Annotated in this window: 14 protein-coding genes and 1 pseudogene; 13 read left to right on the forward strand and 2 right to left on the reverse strand. The window is 74.0% G+C overall.

The features are described from left to right. Positions 1–42: 42 nt before the first annotated feature. The 5 genes from mnmA to ICW40_RS21580 are packed head-to-tail and all read left to right on the forward strand — an operon-like array spanning position 43 to position 5,994. Entirely contained in the window at positions 43–1,140 is a 1,098-nt protein-coding gene (gene mnmA, locus ICW40_RS12085; protein ID WP_221654270.1) for a tRNA 2-thiouridine(34) synthase MnmA, read from the forward strand. Beyond that, positions 1,137–2,177: a hypothetical protein gene (locus ICW40_RS12090; protein WP_221654271.1), complete on the forward strand. Its 1,041-nt coding sequence runs from the start codon at positions 1,137–1,139 to the stop codon at positions 2,175–2,177. The genes mnmA and ICW40_RS12090 overlap by 4 nt, the downstream gene beginning before the upstream one ends. Positions 2,178–2,231: 54 nt before the next feature. Then, positions 2,232–4,688, forward strand: coding sequence for an NAD-dependent DNA ligase LigA (ligA, locus tag ICW40_RS12095; RefSeq protein ID WP_374199150.1), 2,457 nt, complete (start codon positions 2,232–2,234; stop codon positions 4,686–4,688). Continuing rightward, the gene (locus ICW40_RS12100) at positions 4,685–5,197 is read left to right on the forward strand and encodes a GNAT family N-acetyltransferase (RefSeq protein WP_221654272.1); all 513 of its coding nucleotides are present in this window, start codon (positions 4,685–4,687) and stop codon (positions 5,195–5,197) included. Before ligA ends, ICW40_RS12100 begins: the two co-directional genes overlap by 4 nt. 17 nt (positions 5,198–5,214) lie before the next feature. Continuing rightward, positions 5,215–5,994 carry a GNAT family N-acetyltransferase gene (locus tag ICW40_RS21580; protein WP_221654273.1) on the forward strand — a complete coding sequence of 260 codons (780 nt, stop codon included), beginning with the start codon at positions 5,215–5,217 and terminating at the stop codon, positions 5,992–5,994. 79 nt (positions 5,995–6,073) lie between these two features. On the opposite strand, the gene ICW40_RS12110 is transcribed toward ICW40_RS21580, so the two are convergent. Both ICW40_RS12110 and ICW40_RS12115 read right to left on the reverse strand, forming a co-directional pair. Next, positions 6,074–6,745 (reverse strand): ThuA domain-containing protein, encoded by a 672-nt coding sequence (locus tag ICW40_RS12110; protein WP_221654274.1) that lies wholly within the window; start codon positions 6,743–6,745, stop codon positions 6,074–6,076. Further along, a complete protein-coding gene (locus ICW40_RS12115; RefSeq protein WP_221654275.1) occupies positions 6,742–7,923 on the reverse strand; it encodes an ROK family transcriptional regulator in 1,182 nt (393 codons plus the stop codon). Before ICW40_RS12115 ends, ICW40_RS12110 begins: the two co-directional genes overlap by 4 nt. Positions 7,924–8,111: 188 nt before the next feature. Here ICW40_RS12115 and ICW40_RS12120 point away from each other — a divergent pair, with 188 nt between their 5' ends. The 8 genes and pseudogenes from ICW40_RS12120 (at position 8,112) to ICW40_RS12150 (ending at position 19,089) form a co-directional block, all read left to right on the forward strand. After that, a complete protein-coding gene (locus ICW40_RS12120) occupies positions 8,112–9,596 on the forward strand; it encodes a sugar ABC transporter ATP-binding protein (RefSeq protein ID WP_260459141.1) in 1,485 nt (494 codons plus the stop codon). Positions 9,597–9,748: 152 nt separating this feature from the next. Continuing rightward, complete coding sequence (locus ICW40_RS12125) at positions 9,749–10,702, forward strand: ABC transporter permease (RefSeq protein WP_260459142.1); 954 nt, start codon at positions 9,749–9,751, stop codon at positions 10,700–10,702. Between the two features lie 122 nt (positions 10,703–10,824). After that, a complete protein-coding gene (locus ICW40_RS12130) occupies positions 10,825–11,880 on the forward strand; it encodes a substrate-binding domain-containing protein (RefSeq protein WP_221654277.1) in 1,056 nt (351 codons plus the stop codon). A gap of 109 nt (positions 11,881–11,989) precedes the next feature. Beyond that, positions 11,990–13,258, forward strand: a complete 1,269-nt coding sequence (locus ICW40_RS12135; RefSeq protein ID WP_260459132.1) for a Gfo/Idh/MocA family protein — start codon at positions 11,990–11,992, stop codon at positions 13,256–13,258. Between the two features lie 3 nt (positions 13,259–13,261). Then, complete coding sequence (locus ICW40_RS12140; protein WP_221654278.1) at positions 13,262–14,266, forward strand: sugar phosphate isomerase/epimerase family protein; 1,005 nt, start codon at positions 13,262–13,264, stop codon at positions 14,264–14,266. Positions 14,267–14,602: 336 nt separating this feature from the next. Then, positions 14,603–14,887: pseudogene (locus ICW40_RS21035) on the forward strand (PA14 domain-containing protein); the annotation flags it as partial. 1,612 nt (positions 14,888–16,499) lie between these two features. After that, complete coding sequence (locus tag ICW40_RS21040; protein WP_260459133.1) at positions 16,500–18,575, forward strand: family 16 glycoside hydrolase; 2,076 nt, start codon at positions 16,500–16,502, stop codon at positions 18,573–18,575. An 85-nt stretch (positions 18,576–18,660) separates the two neighbouring features. Continuing rightward, a complete protein-coding gene (locus ICW40_RS12150; RefSeq protein ID WP_221654279.1) occupies positions 18,661–19,089 on the forward strand; it encodes a pilus assembly protein CpaE in 429 nt (142 codons plus the stop codon). Positions 19,090–19,237: the final 148 nt, after the last annotated feature.

The following is a 19,237-nucleotide window of genomic DNA, read 5'->3' on the forward strand; positions in this document are numbered from 1 at the left end:
TCGTCCGACGGGACATCGTCCGCACGCCCGTACCCTGGGCGCATGCGTGTGCTGGCAGCTCTCTCGGGCGGCGTCGACTCGGCCGTCGCGGCGGCCCGCGCGGTCGAGGCCGGGCACGACGTCGTCGGCGTGCACATGGCCCTCTCGCGCAACCGGGACGAGTTCCGCACCGGCTCCCGCGGCTGCTGCTCGATCGAGGACGCCGGGGACGCGCGACGCGCGGCCGACGTGCTGGGGATCCCCTACTACGTGTGGGACCTCTCGGAGACCTTCGAGCGGACGGTCGTCGCGGACTTCGTCGCCGAGTACGAGGCCGGCCGCACGCCCAACCCCTGCGTGCGCTGCAACGAGCACATCAAGTTCGAGGCGCTGCTGGACAAGGGCGTCGCGCTGGGCTTCGACGCCGTCTGCACGGGCCACTACGCACGCGTCGAGATCGCCGAGGACGGCACGCGCAGCCTGCACCGCGCGCGCGACGCGGCCAAGGACCAGTCCTACGTGCTCGCCGTGATGGGTCCCGAGCGCCTGGCGCGCGCGATGTTCCCGCTGGGCGACGTCGCGTCGAAGGACGAGGTGCGCGCGGAGGCGGCCGCACGCGGGCTCGGCGTCTCGGCGAAGCCGGACTCCTACGACATCTGCTTCGTCGCCGACGGCGACACCCAGGGCTTCCTGCGCGGCCGGCTGGGCTCGCGGCCGGGCGACGTCGTCGACGCGGACGGCGCCGTCGTCGGGCGGCACGACGGCGCCTACGCGTACACGGTCGGCCAGCGCAAGGGGCTCGCGCTCGAGCGGCCCGCGGCCGACGGCCGGCCGAGGTACGTGCTCGAGGTGCGGCCCGCGACGAACACGGTCGTCGTCGGCGCGGCGGAGCTGCTCACGGTCAGCCGGCTGCGCGGCGAGGACGCGGTGTGGTTCGCGCCCGTCGACGACGGAGCGTGGTTCGCGTGCAGCGTGCAGGTGCGCGCCCACGGCAGCCTGCTCGCGGCCCGCGCGCGTGCGGTCGGGCTCGGCGGCCCGTCCGCGGGTGTCGAGGTCGAGGTCGACGGCGGTCTGCGCGGCCTCGCCCCGGGCCAGTCCGTGGTGCTCTACGACGGCACGCGGGTGCTCGGCGAGGCGACCGTCACGGCGACCGCCCGGTGACCGGCGTCACCCTCCTCGGCCCGTGGCCGGGGACGCGCCTGCACGAGGCGCAGGCGACGCTCGTGGGCGAGCTCACCGACCTGCCCGAGGGCGTCGTCGGCCTGCCGCCCGCGGCGCAGCTGCCCGCACGCGGTCCGTGGGCCGAGTCGCTCGCGCGGTCGGCGTCGCTGCTCACCGAGCTGCCCGTCGAGCTGGGGCCGCACGGGTGGCGGCTCGCCGACCGTCCCGGGATGGACCTCGAGCGCTGCCGCGCCAACCTGCGCGAGGAGCTCGACGAGCTGGCGATCGCCGCCTACGGCTACGAGGGTCCGCTCGTGCTGTCGGTCCGCGGACCGTGGACGCTCGCCGCGACGCTCTGGCTCGCGCGGGGCGACCGCGTGCTGAGCGACCTCGGTGCGGTGCGCGACCTCGTCGCGTCGCTCGCCGACGGGCTCGTGGGCCTGGTCGCGCGGGTGCGGTCCGCGGTGCCGGGTGCCGAGCCCGTCGTGGTGCTGCGCGAGCCGCAGCTGCCCGACGTGCTCGCCGGCACCGTGCCGACCTTCTCGGGCCATGGCCGGCTGTGGTCGGTGCCCGTCGAGCAGGCGACGGGCGCGCTCGCCGAGGTGACGGCGGCGCTGGGTGCGGCGGGTGCACGTGTCGTCGCGCACGGCGGCGTGCGGTTCGGCACGCGGTCGTTCGGCGTGCTCACCGGGAGCGGCGCGGACGCCGTGGGCGTCGCGGCAGGGCCGCTCGGCAGCGCGCAGTGGGAGCAGGTGGCGGGCGCCGTCGAGCGGGGGGTAGGTCTATGGTTCGGCCTGCCGCAGGAGAAGCACGGCCGTCGCACGGACACGCGCGCGACGGCGCGCCGGGTCGCCGGCCCGTGGACCGCGGTGGGGCTGCCCGCCGAGGGGCTGGCCGACGTCGTCGTGCACGTCGAGACCTCGGGCACCGTCTCGGGAGCCGACGCGCAGAACCGTCGCGAGAGCGACGTGCGCTCGGCGCTCGGCGTCGCACGGCAGGTCGCGGCGGTTCTCGCCGACACGGCCGCGGGCGGCTGAGCGCCCCGCGCGTCCCCGCGAGGACATGTCGGCGGCACGCGCCATGATGGCCCCGTGAGCGAGACGACCGACCGGACCGCCGACCTGCCCGACGCCGCCGCAGCCGAGGGTGCCGCCTCGGTGCCGCCGCTGGACGAGCGGGACGTGGGGCTCGACGCGGACGCGGCGCGGCACCGCTGGACCGAGCTCGCGGAGCAGATCACGGGCCACCAGTTCGCCTACTACGTGCGCGACGCGCCCACGGTCTCGGACGCGGAGTACGACACGCTGCTGCGCCGCCTCGACGCGCTCGAGCACGCGCACCCCGAGCTGCGCACCCCGGACTCGCCGACCCAGCGCGTCGGCGGCACGTTCTCGACCGACTTCACGGCCGTCGACCACGTCGAACGCATGCTGAGCCTCGACAACGCCTTCTCGGTCGAGGAGGTGGCCGCATGGGCCGAGCGCGTCACGCGCGACCTCGACGGCGCCGCGAAGGGCCTGCACTACCTGTGCGAGCTCAAGATCGACGGGCTGGCGATCGCGCTGCTCTACGAGGACGGGCGGCTCGTGCGCGCGCTGACCCGCGGCGACGGCCGCACGGGCGAGGACGTCACGCTCAACGTCAAGACCATCGAGGGCGTCCCGCACGTGCTCGCGGGCGACGACCACCCCGAGCTGATCGAGGTCCGCGGCGAGGTCTTCCTCCCGGTCGAGGGCTTCCGCGCGCTCAACGAGGCCCAGGTCGCGGCGGGCAAGGCGCCGTTCGCGAACCCGCGCAACTCCGCGGCCGGCTCCCTGCGCCAGAAGGACCCGCGCGTGACGGCGTCGCGCCCGCTGCGCATGCTGTGCCACGGCATCGGCGCGCTGCGGTGGGAGGGCCGGCAGGAGGCGACGGCCCGCCAGTCAGAGACGTACGCGCTCCTCGCGTCGTGGGGCCTGCCGGTCTCGGGGCGCACGCGCGTGGTGGACGACCTCGCGGGCGTCGAGGAGATGATCGCCTACTACGGCGAGCACCGGCACGACGTCGAGCACGAGATCGACGGCATCGTGATCAAGGTCGACGAGACTCCGCTGCAGCGGCGCCTGGGCGCCACGAGCCGCGCGCCACGCTGGGCGATCGCGTTCAAGTACCCCCCCGAGGAGGTCAACACGCGCCTGCTCGACATCAGGGTCAACGTCGGCCGCACCGGACGCGTGACCCCCTACGGGGTCATGGCGCCCGCGGTCGTCGCCGGGTCCACCGTGTCGATGGCGACGCTCCACAACCAGGACGTCGTCCGCGCCAAGGGCGTGAAGATCGGCGACGTCGTGGTGCTGCGCAAGGCGGGCGACGTCATCCCCGAGATCGTCGGCCCGGCCCCGCGCGCGCAGGACGACGACTGGCCGCGGCGCGAGTTCGTCATGCCCGCCGAGTGCCCCGAGTGCGGCACGCCGCTGCGCGCGATGCGTGAGGGCGAGGTCGACCTGCGGTGCCCGAACGCGCGGACGTGCCCGGCGCAGGTACGCGGCCGCATCGAGCACATCGGCTCGCGCGGAGGCCTCGACATCGAGGCGCTCGGTGAGGTCACGGCGCTCGCGCTGACGCAGCCGGAGGTGCCCGAGACGCCGCCCGTGGTGAGCGACGGCGACCTGTTCGCGCTCGTGGGGTACCCGCCCGACGCAGACGCGGCGGCGCGCGAGCAGGTGCGCGCCGAGAGCCTGGCGCGGCTCGCCGAGATCGAGGTCGTCGTGCGGGACCCGGAGACGGGCGAGCCGCGCGCCGACGAGGACGGGGTCGTGCGCCGCCGGGCGCCGTTCCGGCGCCGGGCGACGTGGACCAGGGCCGAGCAGCGTGCCGCTGAGGCCCAGGGCCGGACGCTGGCCGCGTGGCTGCCGTCGACGGCGGCCGTCACGCTGCTCGACGAGCTCGAGGCGGCGAAGACGAAGCCGTTGTGGCGCGTCCTGGTGTCGCTCAGCATCCGCAACGTCGGCCCGACTGCGGCCCGCGCGCTCGCGCAGCACTTCGGGTCGATGGCTGCGCTGCAGGAGGCGCTCGAGGGCGAGCGGGACGAGGTCGTCGCGCGCCTGTCGCAGGTCGAGGGGCTCGGCCCGATCATCGCCGAGTCGATCGTCGACTGGTTCGCGGAGGAGTGGCACCGCGACGTCGTCGAGGCGTGGCGGCGCGCGGGCGTACGGATGGAGGACGAGCGCGACGCGTCCGTCGAGCGCACGCTCGAGGGCCTCACCGTGGTGGTCACCGGCTCGCTCGAGGGCTTCTCGCGTGACGGCGCGAAGGAGGCGATCCTGGCACGCGGCGGCAAGGCGTCAGGGAGCGTGTCGAAGAAGACCGACTACGTCGTGGTGGGGGAGAACGCCGGGTCGAAGGAGGCCAAGGCCCGCGAGCTCGGCCTGCCGATCCTCGACGAGGCCGGTTTCGTCGCGCTGCTCGCGGGTGGCGCGGCCGCGGTCGGGGGCGCGGACGTGGAGAGCAGCGCCGGGACGGGCTCGGCCAGCGCCGACGCCGACGCCGACGCCGACGCCGACGCATGAGCGTGGAGGTCCGCCCGGTCCGCGACCACGAGCTTCCCGCGGTCGCCGAGCTCGTCGCGCGTGCGTACGTCGTCGACGGCCTCATCACGCCCGATCACGAGTACGTCGAGGAGCTGCGCGCCGCCGCCGACCGCGCCGCCCGGGCGACGGTCCTCGTCGCCCTCGATCCTGACGGCACGGTGGCGGGCACTGTGACCCTCGCCGTCCCGCCGTCGCCCTACGCGGAGATCGCCACCGACGGCGAGGCCGAGATCCGCATGCTTGCCGTCGATCCCGGCGCCCGCGGACGGGGGCTCGGTGAGGTGCTCATGCGCGCCGCGATCGACGAGGCGCGTGACACCGGCGCGCGGACGCTCGTGCTCACCACCATCGACACGATGCGCAGCGCGCATCGGCTCTACGAGCGGCTGGGCCTCGTCCGGGCGCCCGAGCGGGACTGGGGCGACGACCCCGACTACGAGCTCTGGGTCTACGTCGCCCCGCTGCGCTCCGAGCTCGAGGTCCCGTGACGTCGGCTGCTCCCGGCGTGCGTCCCGTCAGTAGCTCCGGAGCACCGGGCCTGCGCGTCGAGGTGGCGACGTGGCGTCCGGTCGAGGTCACGGAGGTCGACGGCTGGCTGGTCGGCCGGTCGGCCGGCTTCACGCGGCGGGCGAACAGCGTCGCGGCGCTCGCCGAGCCGGCCGATCCCGAGCGGGCGCTCGACGACGTGGAGGCGCTCTACCGCGAGTACGGGCTGCCGCCGGTCTTCCGCGTCTGTGCCGGCTCCGCACCGGCCGACCTCGACGCCCGCCTGGCCCGGCGCGGCTACGCGGTGGCCGCCCCCACCCAGGTCATGGCGCGCGGCGCGCTCGGCGAGCTGGCGTCGCCGGAGCTGCCCGACCGCGCCGCGGTGGACGTCGCCGACGACCCGGACGGTCCGTGGGTCGCGGGCTGGGTCGGCGTGAAGTCCCGGGCCGCCGGGCACGGGGTCGACGTGGACCTCGCCGCCCGGATCCTCACGGGCGCGCCCGCGCGGTACCTGTCCGCCCGCACGGCGGACGGCACGCTGCTCGGCGTCGTCCGGGCGGCACCCGCCGGCGACTGGGTCGGCATCTCGTGCCTCATGGTGCCCGTGGCCGGCCGGCGTCGGGGCACGGCCCGCGCCCTGACGCTCGCCGCCGTCCGGGACGCCACCGCGAGGGGCGCGAGGCGAGCGTTCCTCCAGGTGGAGTCCTCGAACGCCGGCGCGATCGCGCTCTACGCCGGGCTCGGGTTCGAGGTCGTCGACAGGTACCACTACCGCGAGCGGGTCGCGCCCGGGACGTGAGCCGTCGCCCGACCGGTCGCTCGCCGCTCGCGCCGAGGGCCTCGCCGAGCGAGGCGGACGCGGTGGGGACGCCCGCCCGTCAGCGACTCGCCCAGAGCAGGCCGCGCTCGATGACGCCGCGCAGCTCCGGGACGTCGAGGTCCGAGACGCGGTGCCCGGGCGTGCAGACGAAGACGCGGCCGCGGCCCCACGTGCGCGTCCAGATCGCAGGGCTGCGCACCGGCGCGGACCACGGGTCGTCCGGGTCCGCGCGCACCGTCGTCGTCGCCAGGACGTCGTTGAGCGAGTCGGTCGCGACCCAGTACTGCTCGGTCACGAGCGTGAGGGAGCCGAGGCCTCGGACCACCGGGTGGTCGGCCCGCCCCGGGACCACCTCGACCGTGTGCTCGACCAGGTCCCGCGGGTGGGCGAGGAAGACGCCGCCGGTGAGCTGGCCGTACTCGGGCGACGCCCGGAACGCGTCCACCACACCTCCGTGCCAGCCCGCGAAACCCGTGCCGGCGGCGACGGCGTCGCGCAGCCCGGTGAGCTCGTCGGGCAGGATCTCGCCCATCGTCCAGCTCTGCACCACGAGGTCCGTGCCGCGCATGAGCTCGGCGTCGGCGTAGACCTCGAGCGTGTCCTCGACCACGACGTCGTAGCCCGACTCCCGGAGGAACGGCAGGAACCGGTCCGTCGCCTCGACGGGGTCGTGGCCCTCCCAGCCGCCGCGGACGACCAGTGCCTGCTTGCTCTGTGCCTGCTCGCTCACTGGACCCACCCTTCGATCGCCTCCGGTGACAGCACGTGCTCGACCGCCATCGCGCTCGCCCCCAGCACCCCGGCCCGGCCGCGTGTCCGGCTGGCCACGATGCGCAGGTGCTGGGTCGCCAGGGGGAGCGAGCGGCGGTAGACGACCTCGCGGATGCCCGCGAGCAGGTGCTCGCCGGCCTCCGCGAGATTCCCCCCGATGACGATGACCGAGGGGTTGAGCAGGCTCACCGCGGCCGCGAGGACGCCGCCGATGTCACGGCCCGCCTCGCGCACGGCGTGGCTCGCCCGCAGGTCACCGGCCCGCACGAGCGCGACGACGTCGGACGTCGACGCCGCCTCCACGCCCTGCTCGGACAGCACCGTGGCGATCGCCCGACCACTGGCCAGCGCCTCCAGGCAGCCCGTGTTGCCGCAGCGGCACAGCAGGTCCCGCCCGCCCGGCACCGCGATGTGCCCGAGGTCGCCCGCCGCGCCCTGCGCGCCCCGGCGCATCGTGCCGTCGCTGATCACGCCCGCACCGATGCCGGTCGCGACCTTGACGAAGAGGAGGTGGTCCACCTCGGGGAACTCCGCGCGGTGCTCGCCCAGCGCCATGACGTTGACGTCGTTGTCCACGAGCACGGGGACGCCGAGGAGCCCGCGCACGATGCCAGGCACGTCGGTGTCGTCCCAGCCGGGCATGATCGGCGGGTTCGTGGGCCGTCCCGTGGCGTGGTCCACGGGCCCCGGCAGGCCGATCCCCACGCTGACGAGGTCGGACATCGACCGCCCGGCCTGGTCGACGAGCTTGCGACCCACGGCCGCCGCGCGTTCGAGCACCGGCCCCGGACCGTGGGCGATCGTGATCGGCTCCTGGTGCTCGGCGAGCACGGCCGAACCGAGGTCCGTGACGGCCAGGCGTGCGTGCGTGGCGCCGAGGTCGATCGCGAGCACGATCCGTGCGCTCGGCTGGAACGCGAAGGTGGCGGGCGGGCGGCCTCCCGTGGACGTCGCCTCGCCCGCCGGTCCCACGAGTCCCAGCGCGAGGAGGTGGTCGATCCGCGCCGCGATCGTCGAGCGGGCCTGGCCGGTGACCTGGGCGAGCTCGGAGCGCGTGCGCGGACGGCCGTCACGGAGCAGCTGGAACATCTCGCCCGCACCCGTCGGCTTCACGGGGACCTTCGTCAGGGGATCCATCGGGGGCAGTGAAGCACACCCCCCTTGTGCACGTCGCGGTCCGTATGTGTGCCGAGACAATTTCACCTTTTGCTTGACGCCCGTCAGAAGTCCGCCCTACGTTCGGCCGCATGGTCGATGACGACACCCGGGGGACAGCCCCGGCCGGACCGGCGACGACGCCGGCCACGACGGGTGCACTGCTCGAGATGCAGGGCATCGTCAAGCACTTCCCCGGTGCGAAGGCCCTGGACGGCGTCGACCTCGACGTCCGCCCCGGAGAGGTGCACTGCCTGCTCGGCCAGAACGGGGCGGGCAAGTCGACCCTGATCAAGGTGCTCGCGGGCGCCCACCGGCCCGACGCCGGGACGATCACCTGGGAGGGCCGGCCCCTCGCGCTCGACGAGCCGGTCCAGTCCCTCCGCGCCGGCATCGCCACGATGTACCAGGAGCTCGACGTCGTCGACGGGCTCACGATCGCGGAGAACGTCTTCCTCGGCCACGAGCTCGCCCGGGGCGGCTTCACGCAGCGCTCGGGGGCGGCGGCACGGACGCGTGAGCTCCTCGCCCGCCTCGGCCACGGCGACCTCCCGCCGAACCGCGAGGTCGGCCGCCTCTCGGCGGCCGAGAAGCAGGTCGTCAGCATGGCTCGGGCGCTCTCCCACGACGCCCGGCTCATCGTCATGGACGAGCCGTCCGCCGTGCTCGACTCGGGGGAGGTCGAGAACCTCTTCCGCGTGGTCCGGCAGCTGACCTCCGACGGCGTGGCCGTCGTCTACATCTCCCACCGCCTCGAGGAGATCCGGCGGATCGGCGATCGCATCACCGTCCTCAAGGACGGCCGGACGGTGGCCACGGGGCTGCCCGTCGCCTCGACCGCGACCGCGGACCTCATCCGCCTCATGACCGGCCGGTCCGTCGAGCAGGTCTTCCCGGCGCGCGCCACCGTGGCCTCGGACGCGCCGGTGCTGCTCGAGGTCGACGCCCTCGCCCTGCAGGGCGTGTTCGCCGACGTCTCGTTCGAGGTCCGCGCGGGGGAGGTCGTGGGGCTCGCCGGTCTCGTCGGGTCCGGCCGCTCCGAGATCCTCGAGACCGTCTACGGCGCCCGCCGCGCGACGTCCGGCCGGGTGCTGGTCGCAGGACGCGCCCTGCCGGCGGGATCCGTCGCCGCCGCCGTCCGCGCGGGCATCGGCCTCGCGCCGGAGGAGCGCAAGAGCCAGGGCCTGCTCCTCGACGAGCCCGTCTACCGCAACGTCACCCTCTCGACGTTCGCCCGGTACGCGCGCGGCTCGCTCCTCGACGAGCGCGGGGAGCGCCGGGTCGCGCGCGAGCAGATCGAGGCGCTCGACGTGCGCCCGGCGGACCCCGAGCGCCACGCCCGCACGCTCTCGGGCGGCAACCAGCAGAAGGTCATGCTGGCGCGCTGGCTCGTCCACGGCTGCCGCGTCCTGCTCCTCGACGAGCCGACCCGCGGCGTCGACGTCGGCGCGCGCGCCGAGATCTACACACTCGTCCAGCGCCTGGCGGCGGCGGGCAACGCGGTCGTCGTCGTCTCGAGCGAGATCGAGGAGGTCCTCGCGCTCTCGCACCGGGTCCTCGTCGTGGCCGACGGCCGCATCGTGCACCAGGGCCCGGCCGACAGCATCGACGAGCACGCGGTGCTCGACCTCGTCATGGAAGGAAGTGCCGCGTGAGCGAGTCCCTGCCCCCCTCGTTGGCCACCGGCGGCAGCGTGCCACCGGGTCCCGACGACCGCACGCCCCTGGCCCGCACCGCCGACGACGGCGGGCACGGGACCGCCGCGCAGGCGGCGGCCGGCACCGGCCGCACAGGGCGCCGCGGGCTCCTGCACGGCGGCGTGGGCCGCAACCTCGGGCTCGTCGTCGCGCTCGTCGCCCTGTGCGTCGTCGGCGTCGTCACGGGCGGCGACCGCTTCGCGAGCCTCGACAACGTCATGACGATCCTGCGCCTCGCCGCGGTCATCGGCGTCCTCAGCATCGGCATGACGTTCGTCATCACCGGCGGCGGCATCGACCTGTCTGTCGGCTCCGTCCTCGGGCTCGCGAGCATCTGGGCCTCGACCGTCGCGACCCAGACGATGGCCGAGGACGTGCACTGGGTCGTCATGGTCCTCACCGCCCTCGCGGTGGGCACCGCGGCCGGACTCGTCAACGGCGTGCTCATCGCCTACGGGAAGGTGGTGGCCTTCATCGCGACCCTGGCGATGATGGTCGCGGCGCGCGGGCTCGCGGAGATGATCGCCAACCGGCAGACGCAGATCGTCGACGTCGACACGTTCCTCGACGCGGTGCGCGGCGACGTGCTCGGCATCCCGAAGATCGTCTGGGTCTTCGTCCTCGTCGCCGTCGCCGGCTGGCTGCTGCTCAACCGGACCACCTTCGGCCGCCGGACGCTCGCCGTCGGCGGCAACCCGGAGGCGGCCCGCCTCGCCGGGATCAAGGTCCGCCGGCACACGATGTACCTCTACGCCCTCGCCGGCCTGACCGCCGGCATCGCCGCGGTGATGATGCTCGGGCGCACCGGCTCGGGCTCCTCGACGCACGGCATGCTCTACGAGCTCGACGCCATCGCGGCCGTCGTCGTCGGCGGCACGCTCCTGGCGGGCGGCCGCGGCACGATCATCGGCACCGTTCTCGGCGTCGTCCTCTTCTCGACGCTCACCAACGTCTTCATCATCAACAACCTGTCGACGTCGGCCCAGTCCGTCGCCAAGGGCGTGATCATCGTCGCCGCCGTGCTCCTGCAGCAGCGTCTCGCCGCGCGGTCCCGCGGCGCCTGACCCGCTCGCGCGCGCCCCTGCCGTCCCGCTACCCAACCCTCAGCCCCGCCCGGCCGCCCGGCCGAGCGACCCCTCGTCCACTCACCCGCACAGCACCACCCGACCGTCCGAGGAGGACACCGATGTCCGCACACCGCTCCGGCCCCCGCCGCCGGCTCGTCCAGGCAGGCGCCATCGCCGCCGGCCTGACGCTGCTCGTGGGCTGCACGTCCAACGCCCCCGCCGAGGAGGACGACTCCTCGCAGGAGCAGGACGACGGCGCCACCTCCGCGAACGACGACTCGGGCGACACCGTCACGATCGGCTTCTCGGCGCCCGCCGCCGACCACGGGTGGATGGGCGCGATCACGTCGTCCGCACGCGCCGAGGCGGAGAAGTACGACGACGTCGAGCTCCTCGTCGCGGAGGGCACCAACGACGTCAACCTGCAGATCAGCCAGGTCGAGCAGTTCATCAACGACGGCGTCGACGCCATCGTCCTGCTGCCGTTCGACGGCGCGGCGCTGACCGACGTCGCGACCCGGGCGATGGAGGAGGGGATCGTCGTCGTCAACGTCGACCGCGAGTTCTCGAGCCCGTTCGCGGCCCGCACGACGATCCTCGGCGACAACTACGGCATGGGCGTCAGCGCCGGGACGTACATCTGCGAGCAGCTCGGCGGTGACGAGGACGCCGTCGTCGCCGAGATCGCGGGCATCGACTCGCTGCCGCTGACGCAGGACCGCAGCCAGGGCTTCGCGGACGCGCTCTCCGACTGCGGCCTCGAGGTCGAGAACCGCGTCGCCGCCGACTTCACGGTCCAGGGCGGCCAGGCGGCCGCGGCCAACCTGCTCCAGGCGGCGCCGCAGATCGACGCCCTGTGGAACCACGACGACGACCAGGGCGTGGGCGTCCTCGCGGCGATCGAGGAGGCCGGGCGGGACGAGTTCATCATGGTCGGCGGCGCCGGTTCGCGGAGCGTCATGGAGTCGATCCAGGCCGGTGACTCGGTGCTCCAGGCGACCGTCATCTACCCGTCGACGCAGGCCGCCGACGGCATCCGCCTCGCGCGGCTCATCGCGCAGGACAAGGCCCTGAGCGACCTCGTCGAGGTCGAGGTCCCGCGGACCATCCAGCTCTACGCGCCCGTCGTGACGGCGGACAACGTCGAGCAGTACCTGCCGACCGCCTTCGAGTGACCGGCGCGTGAGGTGGCGGGCGTCCGACCGGGCGCCCGCCTCCCGCCGCCGGCGGTTCCCGACAGGCCCGTCACGGGCAGGACGAGGCGCACGGAGAGTGGAGACGGTGATGGAGCAGCACGAGGCGCACCAGTCGCAGGGCCGGCTGGGCGTGGGCATGATCGGGTACGCGTTCATGGGCGCGGCCCACTCCCAGGCCTGGCGCGTGGCACCGCGCTTCTTCGACCTGCCGCTGACCCCGGAGATGACCGTGGTCGCCGGCCGGACGCGGCCCGCGGTGGAGGAGGCGGCGGCCCGGCTGGGCTGGGCGTCCGTCGAGACGGACTGGCGCGCGGTCCTGCGCCGGGACGACGTCGACCTCGTCGACGTCTGCACGCCGGGCGACACGCACGCCGAGATCGCGATCGCGGCGCTCGAGGCCGGCAAGCACGTCCTGTGCGAGAAGCCGCTCGCCAACTCCGTCGCCGAGGCGGAGGACATGGTGCGCGCCGCCGACGCCGCCGCCGCCCGCGGCGTGCGCGCGATGGTCGGGTTCACCTACCGGCGGGTCCCGGCCGTCGCCCTCGCGCGGCAGCTCGTCGCCGAGGGGCGACTCGGCACGGTCCGCCACGTCAGGGCCCAGTACCTGCAGGACTGGATCGCCGACCCGCAGGCCCCGCTGTCCTGGCGGCTCGACAGGGCGACCGCCGGCTCGGGGGCGCTCGGCGACATCGGCGCGCACATCGTCGACCTCACGCAGTTCATCACCGGTGAGCGCATCACGGGCGTCGGCGGACTGCTGGAGACGTTCGTCAAGGAGCGTCCGCTGGCGACCGAGTTCTCGGGCCTCCACGGCGCCGCCGGCTCGGGCACCGGACCGGTCACCGTGGACGACGCCGCGCTGTTCCTCGCCCGGTTCGAGGGCGGCGCCGTCGGCTCGTTCGAGGCGACGCGGTTCGCCTGGGGCCGCAAGAACGCGATCCGGATCGAGATCAACGGCTCCCTCGGCTCCCTCGCCTTCGACTTCGAGGACATGAACGTCCTGCACCTCTTCGACGCCACGGAGGACGCGCGCGTCGCGGGCTTCCGCCGCATCGTCGTCACCGAGCCCGAGCACCCCTACATCGGTGCCTGGTGGCCCGCCGGCCACGGGCTGGGCTACGAGCACGGGTTCGTCCACCAGGTCGTCGACCTCGTCCGCGCGATCGGCGCCGGGGAGCAGCCGACGCCGTCGTTCGCGGACGGACTGCAGGTCCAGCGCGTGCTCGACGCCGTCGAGCGCAGCGCCGGCGACGAGAGCCGATGGACCTCCGTCGCCACCGGTGCGTCGCCGCACGCACCGTCCCCGACCGCCGCCCCGATCCACCAGGTCGCCACGACCGGCACGAAGGAGAGCTGACGCATGGCCCGTCCGATCACCCTGTTCACCGGCCAGTGGGCCGACCTGCCGCTCGAGGAGGTCGCGCGCCTCGCGTCCGGCTGGGGCTACGACGGCCTCGAGCTGGCCTGCTGGGGGGACCACCTCGACGTCGCCCGCGCCGCGGAGGACGACGCGTACGTCCGTGACCGGCTCGACCTGCTCGAGCGTCACGGCCTGCAGCTGTTCGCGATCTCCAACCACCTGTCCGGCCAGGCGGTGTGCGACGACCCGATCGACCAGCGCCACCGCGACATGCTCACCGACCGTGTGTGGGGCGACGGCGACCCCGAGGGCGTCCGGCAGCGGGCGGCGCGCGAGATGGAGCTCACCGCGCGTGCGGCCGCGCGGCTCGGCGTGCGGACCGTCGTCGGGTTCACCGGGTCGTCGATCTGGAAGTACGTGGCGATGTTCCCGCCCGCGTCCGCCGAGCTCGTCGACGCCGGCTACCGGGACTTCGCCGACCGCTGGAACCCCGTCCTCGACGTCTTCGACGAGGTGGGGGTGCGCTTCGCGCACGAGGTCCACCCGAGCGAGATCGCGTACGACTACTGGACGACCGTCCGGACGCTCGAGGCGATCGGCCACCGCGAGGCGTTCGGCCTCAACTGGGACCCGAGCCACTTCGTCTGGCAGGACCTGGACCCCGTGGGCTTCATGTGGGACTTCCGCGAGCGGATCTACCACGTGGACTGCAAGGACGCGAAGCGCCGGGTGGGCAACGGCCGCAACGGCCGCCTCGGGTCGCACCTGCCGTGGGCCGACCCGCGTCGCGGCTGGGACTTCGTGTCGACCGGTCACGGCGACGTCCCGTGGGAGGACTCGTTCCGGATGCTCAACACCATCGGCTACGACGGCCCCATCTCGGTCGAGTGGGAGGACGCCGGGATGGACCGGCTCGTCGGCGCCCCCGAGGCCCTGGAGTTCGTCCGGCGGCTCGCGTTCGCGCCGCCCACGGCGTCCTTCGACGCCGCGTTCAGCACGCGCTGACCAGGACCCGCTGACCGGCACGGCTCACGCCGGCGACAGACCCGGACCGGACCGGACCCGAACACCTCTGCACACGGCGTCACCACGCCGGCGCACCCGCGCCGGCGTGCTCACCCCTGCGTTCCCGAGCATTGCCCTCAAGGAGGAAGCGTGCGTCAACGAACGGTGCACCGCCCGGCAGGCCTCGCCGGCCTGGTCGGTCTGTCCCTGCTCGGCTCCGTGGTGACGACGGCGGCGTTGCCGACCGCCGCGCACGCCGCCGAGCTGCCGCCCCAGCAGCAGGGCGTCACCCTGCGGACGTACACGCTGGGGTCGCCACCGCAGGCCCTCTGCGAGATGCGGCCCGGCACCACGCCCAACGTCGACAAGCTCATGCCGGCGATCGACTGGACGACCCACGAGCAGTTCGGCGGCACGGACGACTTCCGCACGGACGTCCTCGCCAACCTCCACGTCCCGTCCGACGGCGAGTACGCCTTCCGCCTCATCAGCGACGACGGCTCGCGCCTGCTGGTCGACGAGCAGCTCGTCGTCGACCACGACGGCCTGCACGAGGCCACGCCGAAGGACGGCGTCGCCCAGCTGTCGGCCGGTCACCACGCGCTCCGGGTCGAGTACTTCGAGGCGGGGTTCGACCAGGTGCTGCGCCTCGAGTGGCGCACGCCCGGCGCCGACGACTTCGTGCTCGTGCCCGAGTCCGCGCTCAGCACCGAGCGCGACGTCGTCCGCGTGACGGCCCCGGGGACCAAGTACTGCGCCGGGGACACCGACACCCCGGGCGATGGCCTGCGCCTCGACGCGGTGCACCCGGGCTACACCCTCACCGACCTCCTGCCGGAGGGCTTCGAGCCCATGGTCTCGGCCCTCGACTGGACCGCGGACGGCGAGCTCGTCCTCGTCACCTCGGGCTCGGTGAGCCCGTCCGGGCCGGTGCCCGACCCGGAGCCGGGCGAGGTGTTCGTCCTCGGCGGCGTGACGGGGGAGACCAGCGCCGACCAGGTGACGGTCACGAAGGTCGCCACCGGCCTGCTCAACCCCATGGGCGTCGCGGTCGTCGACGGCTCGATCTACGTCTCCGAGCGCGACCGGCTGACCGAGCTCATGCCCGACGTCGACGGTGACGGGCTCCTCGAGCACCGCACGGTGGCCGAGTGGCCGTACGGCGGGACGTTCCACGAGTTCGCCTTCGGTCTGCTGCACGACGAGGAGAACTTCTACGTGACGCTCTCGGTCGCGATCGACAACGGCGGCGCGACCACGGACCCGCAGCCGGCGCCGAACCGCGGGACGAGCATCACGATCGACCGCGAGACCGGTGAGGTCAGCTACGTCGCGGGAGGGCTCCGGACGCCCAACGGCCTCGGCTGGGGACCGCAGGGCGAGCTGTTCGTCATGGACAACCAGGGTGCGTGGCTGCCGTCCTCGAAGCTGCTGCACATCGAGCAGGACCGGTTCTTCAACCACTACAACAACCCGGCCGGGCCCTTCGACACCCAGCCGGTGACCAAGCCCGTGCTGTGGCTGCCGCAGAACGAGATCGCGAACTCGCCGAGCAACCCCGTGCTGCTCGAGGAGGGGCCGTTCGCCGGGCAGATGCTCTTCGGCGACGTCACCTACGGCGGGCTGCAGCGGGCGTTCCTCGAGCAGGTCGACGGCGCGTACCAGGGCGCCGCCTTCCGGCACACCGCCGGCCTGCAGGCGGGCGTCAACCGCACCGTGATCGGGCCGGACGGCGCGATCTACGTCGGCGGCATCGGCGAGGCCGGCAACTGGAGCGAGACGGGCAAGCTCGACTACGGGCTCCAGAAGCTCACGCCGAACGGCGCGGACGCGTTCGACATGACCTCGATGAGCGTCACTGAGGGACGGGTTCGAGGTCCGGTACACCCAGCCGCTCTCCGAGGAGACCGCGCAGCGGATCAGTGCGGACGCGGCAGCGGGCTACCGGGTCCAGCAGTGGCGGTACGTGCCCACGCAGCAGTACGGCGGCCCGAAGGTCGACGAGGAGGTGCTCGTCGTCTCCGCGGCCGACGTCTCGGCCGACCGGCGGACCGTGCGCATCACCATCGACGGGCTCAAGCCCGACCGGGTCGTCCACCTGCGCTCGCCGCGCCCCTTCACCGACGCGAGCGGTGCCGAGCTGTGGAGCACCGAGGCCTGGTACACGCTCAACGCCATCCCCGGCTACGAGGCGCCCGACGACCTCGGGTACCACGAGGCCGAGGAGGCCCTGATGCTGGGCGGCGCGAGCATCGCGTCCGACCACAGCGGGTACTCGGGCTCGGGCTTCACCGCGGGCCTGCAGCAGCCCGGGGCGTCCGTGACGTTCACGACGCAGGTCGACGAGGCGGGGACGGTCCCGGTCCACGTGCGCTACGCCAACGGGCCGAACCCCTTCCAGGGCACCAAGAGCATGTCCCTGTACGTCAACGGCTCCCGCGTGGGACCCGTCGAGTTCCCGAGCACGGGGGACTGGCGGACGTGGAGCACCCTGACGCTCGACGTGGCGCTGCAGCAGGGCACGAACACCATCGGGCTGCGGTACGACGACGGTGACGACGGGAACATCAACGTCGACGTCGTGCGGGTGGGCGCCGAGCCGGACATCTGCGCACCGAGCACCCCGGAGGACGGCTACACCGCGCTCTTCGACGGCACCCTGGAGAGCCTGGGCGACTGGCGGCTCGCGGGCGCGGGCTCGTTCGGGCGGCAGGCCGACTGCAGCCTGCGCACGAGCGGCGGGCTCGGCCTGCTCTGGTACACCGCCCAGGAGTTCGCCGAGTACAGCCTCAAGCTGGACTGGAAGCTCGTGAAGGACGACAACGGCGGCGTGTTCGTCGGGTTCCCGAACCCCGGCGAGGACCCGTGGGTCGCCGTCGACCAGGGCTACGAGATCCAGATCGACGCGACCGACGCACCCGACCGCACGACCGGCGCGATCTACACCTTCCAGGGCGCCGACCCCGACGCCGTCGCCGAGGCGCTGAACCCGGTGGGGCAGTGGAACGCGTACGAGATCGAGGTGTCGGGGGAGACGATCCGCGTCCACCTCAACGGCGTGCTGGTCAACGAGTTCACCAGCACCGACCCGGCGCGCGACCTCGCGGGCTTGGTCGGCGTGCAGAACCACGGCGCCGGCGAGGCGGTGTCCTACCGCGACATCCGCATCCGCAGCGGTGCGTCGCCCGTGGTCTCGTACGAGCTCGAGGACGGCGTGCTCGACGGCGGTGCGGAGGTCGGCACCGAGCACGCCGGCTACTCGGGCCGGGGCTACGTGCAGGGCCTGGGGGCCGTCGGCGCGGGCGTCAGCGCGACCGTCGACGTCGACGCGGCGGGCACCTACCCGGTGACCCTGCGCTACGCGAACGGGCCGCATCCGTTCGAAGGTCCCAAGACGGTCTCGCTCCACGTGGACGGCGCCGACCGGGGGCAGGTGACGCTGCCGAGCACGGGCACGTGGGCGACGTGGTCGACCGTCACGGTCGACATCCCGCTGCAGGCGGGGGAGAGCACGGTGACGCTGCGCCACGAGGAGGGGGACGACGGCCACGTGAACCTCGACCGGCTCCGGCTGGGCGACCCGGTCGTCGCGACGCCACCCGTCACGACGGCGACCGTGTCGCCCGAGCCGGTGGGCGGCTGGTACGCCGTCGAGCCCAGGGTGACGCTGGTCGCCGAGGACGACCAGGGGGTCGCGTCGACCGAGTACCGGCTGGACGACGGCGACTGGCTCGCGTACGAGGGCCCGTTCGTCGTCGGCGGTCAGGGCGAGCGCACGGTGTCCTTCCGCTCGACCGACACCGCGGGGACCGTCGAGGAGGCGTCGAGCGTCGTGCTCGCGGTCGACACGGTCGCGCCCCAGGTCGCCTTCGCGGGCAACGCCGGGAGGTACACGGTCGCCGACGACGTCACGATCACGTGCGCCGCGCAGGACCCGTCGCCCGGCTCGGGCATCGCTGCGTCGACGTGCTCCGACGTGACCGGGCCGGCGTGGCGGCACGGCCTGGGCACGCACGCGCTCGCAGCCTCGGCGACCGACGTCGCCGGGAACGTGGGGGAGGCGTCGACGGCGTTCACCGTCACCGTGACGTACGCGTCGCTGCGGTCGCTGGTGAACGACTTCAGCAGCAGCTGGGTCGCGACGGCGGCCATGAACGTCACGCTGACGCTCGCCGAGCACGTCCGCATCGACGCGGTGCGTCACGTGCTGCTGTCGTCGTTCGAGCACCAGGTCGCACGCCAGACGGGCCGGGCGTTCACGGTCGAGGAGGCCGGGGTCCTGCGGTCGCTGGTGGCCGCACTGCGCTGAGCGCGCTGCCCGGCGGACGCCGGGCGGACGTCAGGACCCCGCGGTCGGCACGCCGTCCGCGGGGTCCTGACGGATACTGGGACGCATGATCTCGAGGGACCTCGCCAGTGACCTGCGCGACGCCGGCCTGCAGTGGCGACCCACGGCCGGGGACCGGTTCGTCATCCCGCAGCCCGAGCTCGACGGCGAGCTCTTCACGCTCAGCGAGATGACGATCGAGGCGCGCGAGTACCCGACCGGCACCATCCTCGGCTTCAACGGCACCACGGAGTGGGCGCTCGACTCGGTCGCCCAGGACGACGCGCTGTGGATGCCGCGCGAGGACCAGCTGCGCGACCTGCTCGGCGGGACCTTCCGCTCGCTCGAGGGTCCGGCCGACGGCCGCGACGGCTTCCGCGTCACGACCGCTCCCGTGGTCGGTGAGACGACGTTCGAGGCCCTCACGGCGGCCGACGCCTACGGCCACGCGGTCCTGGCCCTGGTCCGCCACGCCCTCCTCGACGTCGACGCCTGACCCCCGCGCCCGCACCCGCCCCACCCCGCCCCGACCCCGCCCACCCCACCCCGACCCGACCCCGCCCACCCCGCCCGGCCCAGCCGCAGAGTGGAGCGAGTTCGTGGCGACGCGCGGCTTCGGTTCAAGTGGTTGTTGCAACGCGGTG

It is taken from the genome of Actinotalea ferrariae, from assembly GCF_019733465.1.
Taxonomy (GTDB): Bacteria; Actinomycetota; Actinomycetes; order Actinomycetales; family Cellulomonadaceae; genus Actinotalea; species Actinotalea ferrariae_A.